Below are 9,581 nucleotides of genomic sequence, written 5' to 3'. Positions count from 1 at the left end.
CTTTTCGTCGACCGAAGGCAGGGTGCAGGGAACGGTGAGGCCGTGGAAGTTGATGAGCGGCTGATAGTGGGCCGCGCGCGTTGCGTTGAAGAGGCCGATCCGGACCCCGTCGGTCTCGACGATGACGGCTGCGTCGGCGAGCCAATCCGACTGCGCCAGCTGCGAGCCTCTGAATCGGATCGGCGTCGGGCAATAGCGGGCCGCACCGATGGCTGCAACTTCGAGCGTCTTCGCCCATTCGTCATCCAGAAGGAGCCGGATTTCGGTGCCGAAAGGTTGGTCGCAGCGGGCGACCGGGATGGGAGTACCCGATTCCCAGTCGCCGGGCGCGATCGAGACCTGCCAGGCTTCACCACCGGCGCGCGGATGCGAGCGGATTTCGACCTGGCGGCCGGCGAGGCTGAACACGCCCATGCCGGCAGGGTCTTCGCGGGCGGCGATCTCTTCGTCCCAGCCGGAACGGCCGAGCGCGAGGATCACCGCGGGATCGGCGATCCCGGCGCCGTCGTCGGCGATAACGAGCCATTTCCCGTCCTCGGCCTCGGCGACGTCGAGGTCGATACTCGTCGCCCCGGCCCTGCGCGCATTCTGGACAAGCTCGGCGAGCATCGTTCCGAGCGTGTTGTTAAACAGGCGCGTCACCTTGGTGATCGCGGCCGGATCCACCTGGCTGTGGATGACATTGGGAAGGGGCATCGGGGTCTCCTGGGCAAGAGCGAACAGGCTCACCCCTCCCCTGCCCTTCTCCTCTTTCGCTCGGGCCGGCGCACACACGGACGGCGTCGGCGCAGAGGAGTGAAACGGCCGGGGAACCCACGCTACGCGCAGCGACGTTCCTTCTCGGCCGGCGATTCGATGTTGACGTAGCGCTGGCCGCCCCTGCGGCGTTTGCGGATGCGGCCATCGACGAACGCCTGGGCCCAGCGGCTGGCTTCGTCCGCGCGGGCGGCCATGGCGCATTCATCAGCCTGTTTGAACAACGCATAGGCGAGCGCATATTGGGCGCGCTCGGGCAGGGCGAGCAGCGTCGCGGTGACGGGCAAGGCCCCCTCGTAGAATTCCAGGATATGACGGCCGCCACCATGGTGCATCAGGATGGCAAGGAGGCTCCTGCTTCCAGGACCGGTCGGCCTCGCGATCTGAATGTCATGCGAGCCATAGGTCACGGAGGTCTGGGACGCCCCGGGCTCGCCGCGATGGAAGACGCGATCCTCGCGGTCGGGCAAGGGGTGGGCGAGCACCTCGTAGCCGTCGAAATTGTCGGCGCCGCGGATGCGATTATGTCCGATGACGGTCATGGCAAGTTCTCCTCATCCCCGGGCGAAGGTCGCCGGGTTTGGATGGGCACGGGATGGGCGTGGTAGTCGGTCGGGCTTCAGTCGCCGCGCGGGAGCGGGATCGGCACGGCCTGGCCGCTGGCGAGGTTGATGAAGGCGCCGGCGTGGCCGATGGAACCGCGACCGAGCAGATCGAACAGCAGCGCGAGCGCGTGACTGGCCAGCACTCGGTTGACGAAGAGGGACTGGCGTTCGAGCGCCTCGGCCACCGAGCAGGAGGGAGCATCGTCCTCAGCTAGAGTTTCGTCGGCGAGCTCCGGGAAGGCCTCGAGCACGGTCGGCAGGCGAAGCTTCACATTGCCCGTCGGGCGGCATGGGCAGCCGATCAGATATTGTCCGTCGCTGGCGCGGTTGCCGAGGTCCATCCAATAGGTCGGCACGGTCCTGCCATCGCCAAGGACGGCGCCCAATTCGCGGCGGGCCGAAGCGGTGTCGACGCAGGTGATGAGAATGTCGGTGCCGTCGATTTCGACCGCATCGGGGGCTCGCCCATGAACCGCCTTCCAGGCCAGGCCGTGGGCGAGGTTGATCCGTTCGGTGAGGGTGCGCGCCTTCGAGTTGCCGACATCGCAGCGATAGAAGGGCTGACGGCCGAGATTGGCCTCGGTTACAATGTCGTCGTCGACTACGGTGACCTCCAGCGAACGCGAGGAGATCGCGCGCAGAGCCGTGTCGAGCGAGGCCAGGCCCATCAGCATCTGAGCTCCATTGCCGCCGCATCCCACGAGCAGGATCCGGACCGCGCGATTGTCGAAGATGGCGGGAAGATAGTGGCGCTGGGGCTTGTCAGGCTGCATGGAACATCTCCCGAAAATGGGCTGCGCGGCACGGCGAGGAACATGCCCCCGGCGCAGAGCCGGGCGGCCATTACCGGCCCCGCCGGATGGTCGAGCCGGCCGACGACGAGCGAGATCTTGGTGGCATGGGTATCGTCGGCATCGTCGGTGGCGCTGAAGAATGCGGAGCCCCGCCCGTGGCTATGGATGTCGCAGACCATGTGCCAATCGGGCGGCAGCACCGGGGTTCGGTAAACGAGGCGCGAGGGCGTCGCCTCGTCGACATCCGGAAGATTCACCGCGAACTCACCGCTCGCCTCGTTCCACAGTATGAAGGCGGCCGCTTCATTGGGGAGCGCTGCGCGGAAGTGGTCGAGGATCGCGGCCAGATGCTCGCCTGGGATCAGTCCGCAGCGCAAGTCGGCCTTGGGTTCGCCAATGCTGCCATAAGGGATATGGGCGGCGAAGGGCGGCGAAAGGGGAGCGTCAAGCGCCAGCCAGGGGCGGCGCAGGATGAGCATCACGCCGTCTTTACCAACGGCCAGGCCATGCCCGGCGCGACCGTCACGAAGCGCATCGAGCGCGGGCGATCGTCCCGTGGACGGGACCGGATAACAAGGAGCGGCAGCGATCAGCGCCGCCGCGGTGGGATCGTCGGCGAGCATGGTCATCTCCCGGCAGCGGCCGCAATCAGTCTGCCCACGGTGACGGCGTTAGCCGGTGGGCGAGCCTGTCGTGGTCGGGCGGCAGGATGGAAGGGCTTGAGACGTCGGACCGGGAAACGACTGGCGCCGCGTGCGGCGAGATCATCCCAGAGCCTGACGAGGCCGCCCTTGCCGGTGACGGTGTGCTCCTGGCCGGGATTGGGGTGGGTCGACCAGGAGTCGAACACGGCCCGCTCGTATTCCGCGATGGCGGCAACGCCGAGGGTCTTCGGCCTCGGGATATTGCCCCAACAGAGCCCGCCCTGGATGAAGACGTTGAGAATGGGTGAGTGTAGCACCGGTGTGTCGGCCGCCGGGCGCTCGCTTGACGGGAGCGCGTAGACGCCAAGGCCAGTGCGCGCGGCGATGAGAAGATGCGCGGGATAGGGCACGGTGACGGTCGTGCGTCGCGCGAGCGCACGAAGCCCCTCGGGTGGCGACGACAGCGCGAAATAGGCGGGGCGCACCTGTGCCGGCACCCACCAGGCGAGCACGTCGGGATGGGACACCAGCACGGTGTCGGGCAGGATCTCAGGGACCGCCGTGCGGCCAAGGGCCTCGGTCCATCGGCGCAGCTGCGCGCGCGACAAGGGCACGCCGGCGGCAATGGTCGGATGGCCTTCCGCATCGTGCTCGACGGCATGCATGCTGGCGAAAGCCATCGTATCGTTCCTGGGCGCACTGTAGGCGTTCGGAATCGTGGACGTTCCCGCTTGATAGAGCAGGATAGCGTTAGTCAGGAGGAGACCGCCGCCGGTGGCTTCGAAGTGGCTGCTGTGGTCGGACATGAGGGCCTCACGGGTTGGGCGGGTCGAAGCGGACGAGGTGCTGGGCGGCGAGCAGAAACTGGACGCCGAGCCGCAGGCTCTCGAACCAGTCGTCGATCCGACTCACCTCGGGCAGCGGGCAGATGCCGCAGACATCCATGAAGCCCATCTCCATGCCGTGGCGGGCAACATCATCGAGCTCGCGCGCGAACTGCTCGAACGGAACGAGCGTCAGCGGTGGCAGAGACGAACATTCCTCGATGCCCGGCACATATTCGTAGAGAATGTCGGTATCGAAGTGCCAGGCGTTGCGCTCCGAGGCGAGGCGGTCGAGCGCCTTGTGCCCATCGCGAAGTCGGCGCAGAGCGGCGCGAAGGGTTTTCGGGAGGCTGGCGGCCTTCGCCGCGTTCGTGCCGATCATCCAGTCGGGGCGGCGCGCGTTCATCTCCGAGGGCAGTGTCTGCTCTGCGAGTTCTTCAGCACTGAGACCGTGATAGGCGGTCAGGCTTTGGCGCGCGCTCTCGTCGTCGATCTCGCCGTCCCAATAGTACATGGAGATTTCATCGAAGAGATCCTGATAGCCGAAGACCGGAAGCGCGGTGCCGAGCGTCTCCCCGAGGGCCGCGTAGGCGGCGGCGCGCCAGGGAACGGGCGCGTCACCGGTTTCGATCCAGCCTAGATCCAGCTGCCCCAGGCTCTCGCAGACCAAGGCGATTGCCGGCGGATTGTCGTTTTCGCCGGCGAGGACGGCGACCCGCAGATCGACGAGTTCGATTGGCGCCAAGATTTCGAGCACCGCGGCATTGAAGACATCTTCGATTCGCTTGCGGGCGCCGACGCGCGTGTATCGTCTGGTCGTTCCTTCCCGTGCGGCCACCCACCGGCCCATCAGCTTGTGATGATTGCTGAGCGGCTGATCGAAGGTGGCGGGGATGTCTACGGAGAGCGCGACGGACCGGCCCGCGAGATCAGCCGAGCGGGGCGAGCCTGAGACCGACAGGGGGCTGAAGCGGCTCCGCCGCTTCGCCCTTATGAGGGACTTCGGGGAGGATTCGCGCGTGAAGGGCGAGGGCCTGGGCGCTGCAGGGAAGCTGGGGGAAGCCGGTCGTGTTGCCATCGTCGTGCTCGATCCATTCGAGGAGCGTCTTGCGCGGTGCGGCGGGGATGGCCGCGCTCTGGGAGCGGGGCACGGGTCAGCCCTTGGTGCCGACGGCGCGCCGATACTCGATGACATGCGCAGCGCCCGATACGCCGGCGTCGACAATCTCGGCGTTGAGGATCGGCGGATAGAGGGTTGCATGGTAGGCACGCAGGCCGGCGGCATCGTCAGCAAGATGCGGCGGCACCGGAAGGTCGATGCCGTCATATCGGTAGGTTCGGGTCAGGTGGTTGATCTGCATGGCGGCCTCCTGGGCGTGGGTTCGGGAGAGGTTCGAGGGGCTGCCTCACCAGAGGCTGGCGGGCTCCTCGGCCTTGGCGTCGGCGGGCGGACTGGCGGTAGCCGGAACCTTCGCGGCCGTGGAGGCGGGCTTCGGCGTGGACGTTGCGGCCTTAGCCTTGGCGGCCTCGGCCGCGGCGGTGCGGGCGGCATCAGCGGCCTCGCGCTGTTCGGCGAGCTGGTCGGCGAGTGTCTTGCGGATCGTGATGAGCTGTCCGAGCGCGCCGTCTTCGCCCTTGGCGAGTTCGGCATCGATCTCCGCGGCGCTGGCGGTGAGCGAGATCGGGCGGGTCTCGCCGGTCTCGAGCTTGTGCGCGGCGCCTTCCACCTTGCGGGGAATGACGGTCAGGGTGACCGTGTCTTCGGGGCCTGCCACGAGATCGAAGCCGAGCGAGTAGCGCGCAAGCAGTGGGAGCAGGTTGGAAATCAACATGGGTCCAAATCCTTGTCTATGTGAGCGTTGGGGGGTTATGCGGCGAGCTGCTTGATCGGGGCGGCGGCCGGCGGCGCGGCCTTCACCGGCGGCGGCCTATATTGACCGTCGAGCGTCATCGAACTGGGCAGGCGTCCGGCCCAGTCGAAGCCGGGGCGGTTGAGCATGCCGGCGATGAGGTCTGCCTTTTTGGCACTGAGCAGCTTGGCGAAGCCCTTTTCGCCGACATGCGCGACCAGGCCGGATTCCTGGGCGATGAACTTGAGCTCGTCCTTGGTGTAGCGCTCGAGAAAGGCCTTATCGACCTGCCAGACGTCGCGCAGATCGACGTCGAAAGCGCGGGCGAGGTCGGCGACATGCCCGAAGGTCAGCACGTCCTTGGCATAGGCGGCGCCGACAGCGGACAGCACATTCGCTGCCTGCGGCTCGGACAGCGCTCGGATTTCTGTGATCTTGTCGCCATAAGAGATGTCCGGGAAGGAAGCGCCCACGAGGAGGCCGGCACGGGCCTTCAGGGTCTCCGCCTTGATCTGGGGAAGCGTGCCCGACATCGCGGCGACGAGAATGGCGGTATGGGCATGGGCGACATTGGCCGCGAGCGCGCGGGCCACCGCAGTCCGCCAGGTCGCCTCGCGCAGGTCGCTGGTGCGCCCGGCGATCGATTTGACGGTGACGGTCGACTTGTGAGCGCTCGAACCGCCGGCGGTCGATGGCAGCGGGGTCTGCGGAGCCAGGGGGCGGGGTTCGGTTCGGCCGGGGGTTTCGGCGCGATCGACGGACGAGACTTCGGTTTCGGACTCGCTGTCGTCGAGACCGTCATCCGCTTCGCCGTCACCGTCGTCTTCGTCGGCAGCGGGCGGAGCCGCGGCCCGTGCCGCCTTTTCGGCGCGCTCCTGCTCTTCGAAGCGGATCGCCTCGGCGGTCTGGGTCTTCAGCTCGAAGCATCCGGGATTGGTGCAGTGCCCGTCGTCGACATGGGTCTCGAAGAGAGTGCGCTGGGAGGCCGAGTTGAACGGACAGGTTGTGCATTCGGTTTTGTCGAAGCAAGCGGCGGCGAGGTTCTGCGTGACGCGCATGAGGAGATCGCGCGTCTTGCTGACGTCCAGGCCCGAGGCGAGGATCGTCTCCAGGGCCTTGTCCTGCTTGTCGGCGGGGATTGCGGCGAGAAGCTCGGCGTGACCGACCTTGATCCGGCGTTCGTCGAGCGCAAGCTTCACGGTTTCGGACAGCTCCGCCAGCGCCAGACGGCGATCGAGCTTGCTGCGTGACCAGCCGAGCCGCCTGGCGGCTTCGGCGCGATCGTTCTGGCACGCCGCGAGGTAGCGGACGGCGGCATCGGCCTGTTCGGTTTCCGAAGGATCATCGCGGTCGTCATTTTCAGCGATGGCGGCGTCCAGAGCCTGCTGGTCGGTCATCTCCCGGACGATGACGGGAACCTCGGCATCCGCGCCGTAGGCTTCGAGAGCAGCCCGATAGCGGCGCTCGCCCGCGACGATGGCAAAGACGTCCTCCCTGCCGGGCGCGGGGCGAAGCAGGATGGGTTGCAGGATGCCGCGCAAGCGGATCGAGGCTACGAGGTCGTCATGCTTTTTCCTGTCGAAATAGCGACGGGGATTATCGCCCTTCACGATCAGGGAAAGCGGCAGCGTGTTGACGGGGGTCGGTTGCGGAGCGGTCAAGGCGGATCTCCTCGTGGAATGCGGCAGGCTCGCCCTTTCGGCCGCGCGCCTTCATTCTGGCGAGCCTGATGCTCGCCTTCCCCCTTGCCTTTCCTGGCGCTGAGGACCGGAAAGGTGGTGGCGGTGGCGTTCGAAGGAGCAGTCGTGTTGGAGCCGGCGGGCTCAATAGTCTTCGGCGAGCATGACGGTGAGGACGCGGCGCGTGATCGAGGCGTCAGAGGGATCGTCCGAGCCAAATTCCAGCGCCAGGTCGTAGTAGTCGATCTTGAAGAAGATGCGTTCGCCCTTCAGATCGAAGCCGCCGAAATCCCGCTCGGGCCCGTCTCCGGGCTTGAACGCATAGCGGCGCACGGCCGCAAGCAGTTCGGCCTGGGCGAGGACTTCCGCGATTCCGACATCGTCGCCGGTCAACCGGGCGAGGCAGTTACGGGTCACCATGATGCGAGCGTTGGGATCGAGGCCCTGCCGGCAACGGTCGTTGAGCCTGGCGATCCGTTCAATTGCGGGAATTGTCATGTTGCCTCCAGCAAGCCGAGGGCGTGATGGCCGATCTACGCCCTGGGATAGCCAGGGGCGACCCGGTCGAGACGGCCATTCCAGCGCCAATGATCGTGACTGATTTTCGCATGTTGCGCTGCTGCAATCTTGGTTCTGCAGCGCCTGAGACGCTGATCACCGCGAGCGACCCGGTTGGCCGGGTCGTTGCTTTCGGAAACGCTGGTCGAGCCGCACTAGCGAGGCGGTCGATGTATATTCGACGGCGGATGCCGTCGTTTTTTGCGACGCTCTTCGTTACATAATCCAAAGGAGGCGACAACGGGTTCGGATCAGCTAAAAGGACGGTTCGCAGCCGGCTCCCTGTGGACCCGACGCATTGCCGCGATGGCTAAGAGGGCGTCGGCATGAGGATTACTGAGGACGAGACGGCGCAAGCCGGTAAACGGATGGCGACGCTTCGCGAAGCCGGCCATGCGGTGTCGGCGCGTTATGATCGTCGCCGCGCCCGTGTGGTCGTTGGCCTCAATACGGGGGTTGAACTAACGTTTCCGGCGCACCTGGCCGAGGGCTTGGCCGACGCCTCGCCGGACAGTCTGGCTGTAATCGAAATCAGCCCTGCGGGCCTTGGGCTTCATTGGCCAAAACTCGACGCCGATATCTATGTCCCCGGCCTGCTGCGAGGTGTGTTCGGTTCGAAAAAATGGATGGCCCACCAGCTTGGATCCGAGGGCGGAAAGGTACGGACCGCGGCGAAGAATGCCGCGTCGAGCGCCAATGGCCAAAAGGGTGGTCAACCGCGAAAGCTGGCTGATGCCCCCGATCCGATCGAGGCTGAGAATGTTACAAGTTCAGGCCAGTAGCCCGACACGCATAGCCTTCAAGCTCTGGGCCCGGATTGCCATCACCCCCGAACCGACCGGGTTTCGTCGCCACGCGCTTTGCTGCTTCTAAGGCTCGCGTGCCAAGCGCGCGCGCTGCGCCGATCTGTCGCCTGACAGTGTTGATCGGGCGCGTGGGTGGGTACCCCCTGAAGCCTTGTTCCTGATTCCCCGAATTCGGGACGGCTGTTCCTGAAACCCCGATTAGTCATGCACTGTTCCTGAAACCCCGAATCTGGTGTGTGATCTCCCGAACGACTGGCTGCTACCTTAGTACCCTCGGGGCGAGTTCGACGGATGGTAGGTTCGGTGGGACACTTGATTGGCTATCCGATCGGTTCAATATTTTGTTCAGCATTTAGGGGTTGAACCGCTGGTACAAAAGTCGGGCCGATCAGTCCCGTCCGCTCATGTATTTCCTTGCGGATAGGAAGGGTGGCGTTGAAGGTCTCGAGCCACTCCGCCATTGCTGGCCGCTCGGGGAGTGGAACATGCGCGGCGACGTCCTGGAACCTGACGAGATCGGCGGGCGCGTCGCGCATGATGGCGTCGATGTCGGTTGCGGGGAGCAGTTCCTCCGCCCGGATGAAGTCGGTCATTCGGCCGGGTCGGGTTGAGGTCGATCGGCGCCAAAGCCCTTCAACGGTGCGCAGGCGCGGAGCCGCCCGTGCCTCCACGAGGACAATGAGACGCAGGCACCAGGCCGGGAGCGCGCGGACCTCGGCGGGCTTCATTGCAGCGCAGATAAAGCAGCTCGACTTGGGCGGGACGGGAAGGCCCGCAGCCTCGATGCGGGCGATGCAGGTGTCACGGTCCCATTGCCATTCGCGCAAGGGGTACCGGCACTCAAAAAGGTCGTTGGCGATGGTCGACGCGTGGTTATAGCGGCGCGTATCTGCCGGCGAGGCGTCATAACCGATGAGGCGAATGACTTTCTGTCCGCGCCCCCAGGCGGCCTTCGCGGGTTCCCACCCCTTAAGGAAGGCATCTTGCGGGGCCACCTTCCATTTGAGCGAGCATTAGGTCTGTATCGACCTGTCTTATTGGCTCCGCAAAGCCCGTATTTCCGCC

12 protein-coding genes and 1 pseudogene are annotated in these 9,581 nt (G+C 65.8%); 1 reads left to right on the top strand and 12 read right to left on the bottom strand.

What is annotated here, in order from left to right; genetic code table 11:
- The 11 genes from V2B31_RS18100 to V2B31_RS18050 form a co-directional block, all read right to left on the bottom strand.
- Positions 1-696: ATP-binding protein (locus tag V2B31_RS18100; RefSeq protein WP_328281168.1), on the bottom strand; the 696-nt coding region annotated here is incomplete at its 3' end.
- A 122-nt stretch (positions 697-818) separates the two neighbouring features.
- Positions 819-1,298, bottom strand: coding sequence for a hypothetical protein (locus V2B31_RS18095; RefSeq protein ID WP_007015536.1), 480 nt, complete (start codon positions 1,296-1,298; stop codon positions 819-821).
- Positions 1,299-1,375: 77 nt separating this feature from the next.
- Entirely contained in the window at positions 1,376-2,134 is a 759-nt protein-coding gene (locus tag V2B31_RS18090; RefSeq protein WP_039858611.1) for a PRTRC system ThiF family protein, read from the bottom strand.
- On the bottom strand, positions 2,029-2,784 hold the full coding sequence (locus tag V2B31_RS18085; protein WP_007015534.1) for a PRTRC system protein A: 756 nt from the start codon (positions 2,782-2,784) through the stop codon (positions 2,029-2,031). The genes V2B31_RS18090 and V2B31_RS18085 overlap by 106 nt, the downstream gene beginning before the upstream one ends.
- Positions 2,781-3,605, bottom strand: coding sequence for a PRTRC system protein B (locus V2B31_RS18080; protein ID WP_007015533.1), 825 nt, complete (start codon positions 3,603-3,605; stop codon positions 2,781-2,783). Before V2B31_RS18080 ends, V2B31_RS18085 begins: the two co-directional genes overlap by 4 nt.
- A 7-nt stretch (positions 3,606-3,612) precedes the next feature.
- Positions 3,613-4,473 (bottom strand): hypothetical protein, encoded by an 861-nt coding sequence (locus V2B31_RS18075; RefSeq protein WP_081474090.1) that lies wholly within the window; start codon positions 4,471-4,473, stop codon positions 3,613-3,615.
- 79 nt (positions 4,474-4,552) lie between these two features.
- Positions 4,553-4,774, bottom strand: coding sequence for a hypothetical protein (locus tag V2B31_RS18070; protein WP_081474089.1), 222 nt, complete (start codon positions 4,772-4,774; stop codon positions 4,553-4,555).
- Between the two features lie 3 nt (positions 4,775-4,777).
- Entirely contained in the window at positions 4,778-4,984 is a 207-nt protein-coding gene (locus tag V2B31_RS18065; RefSeq protein WP_007015531.1) for a PRTRC system protein C, read from the bottom strand.
- 45 nt (positions 4,985-5,029) lie between these two features.
- Positions 5,030-5,455, bottom strand: a complete 426-nt coding sequence (locus V2B31_RS18060; RefSeq protein WP_007015530.1) for a PRTRC system protein E — start codon at positions 5,453-5,455, stop codon at positions 5,030-5,032.
- Positions 5,456-5,490: 35 nt separating this feature from the next.
- Complete coding sequence (locus tag V2B31_RS18055) at positions 5,491-7,134, bottom strand: PRTRC system ParB family protein (RefSeq protein WP_328281166.1); 1,644 nt, start codon at positions 7,132-7,134, stop codon at positions 5,491-5,493.
- A 162-nt stretch (positions 7,135-7,296) separates the two neighbouring features.
- Positions 7,297-7,650 (bottom strand): DUF3768 domain-containing protein, encoded by a 354-nt coding sequence (locus V2B31_RS18050; RefSeq protein ID WP_007015528.1) that lies wholly within the window; start codon positions 7,648-7,650, stop codon positions 7,297-7,299.
- Positions 7,651-8,036: 386 nt separating this feature from the next.
- Here V2B31_RS18050 and V2B31_RS18045 point away from each other — a divergent pair, with 386 nt between their 5' ends.
- Entirely contained in the window at positions 8,037-8,492 is a 456-nt protein-coding gene (locus tag V2B31_RS18045; RefSeq protein WP_007015527.1) for a DUF2442 domain-containing protein, read from the top strand.
- Positions 8,493-8,941: 449 nt separating this feature from the next.
- Here the strand turns inward: V2B31_RS18045 and V2B31_RS18040 are convergent.
- A pseudogene (locus V2B31_RS18040) lies at positions 8,942-9,529 on the bottom strand (hypothetical protein); the annotation flags it as partial.
- Between the last annotated feature and the right edge of the window lie 52 nt (positions 9,530-9,581).

Source organism: Sphingobium sp. (assembly GCF_036170395.1).
Lineage (GTDB): Bacteria > Pseudomonadota > Alphaproteobacteria > Sphingomonadales > Sphingomonadaceae > Sphingobium.
The sequence above is the reverse complement of the archived record's forward strand: the minus strand, read 5'-3'. Positions and strand labels throughout refer to the sequence as shown.

What these genes read in the sequence shown, in the direction of transcription:
- V2B31_RS18095 (WP_007015536.1), bottom strand. Translation starts at nt 1,298, where the DNA reads ATGACCGTCATCGGACATAATCGCATCCGCGGCGCCGACAATTTCGAC.
- V2B31_RS18090 (WP_039858611.1), bottom strand. Translation starts at nt 2,134, where the DNA reads ATGCAGCCTGACAAGCCCCAGCGCCACTATCTTCCCGCCATCTTCGAC.
- V2B31_RS18085 (WP_007015534.1), bottom strand. Translation starts at nt 2,784, where the DNA reads ATGACCATGCTCGCCGACGATCCCACCGCGGCGGCGCTGATCGCTGCC.
- V2B31_RS18080 (WP_007015533.1), bottom strand. Translation starts at nt 3,605, where the DNA reads ATGTCCGACCACAGCAGCCACTTCGAAGCCACCGGCGGCGGTCTCCTC.
- V2B31_RS18075 (WP_081474090.1), bottom strand. Translation starts at nt 4,473, where the DNA reads ATGGGCCGGTGGGTGGCCGCACGGGAAGGAACGACCAGACGATACACG.
- V2B31_RS18065 (WP_007015531.1), bottom strand. Translation starts at nt 4,984, where the DNA reads ATGCAGATCAACCACCTGACCCGAACCTACCGATATGACGGCATCGAC.
- V2B31_RS18060 (WP_007015530.1), bottom strand. Translation starts at nt 5,455, where the DNA reads ATGTTGATTTCCAACCTGCTCCCACTGCTTGCGCGCTACTCGCTCGGC.
- V2B31_RS18050 (WP_007015528.1), bottom strand. Translation starts at nt 7,650, where the DNA reads ATGACAATTCCCGCAATTGAACGGATCGCCAGGCTCAACGACCGTTGC.
- V2B31_RS18045 (WP_007015527.1), top strand. Translation starts at nt 8,037, where the DNA reads ATGAGGATTACTGAGGACGAGACGGCGCAAGCCGGTAAACGGATGGCG.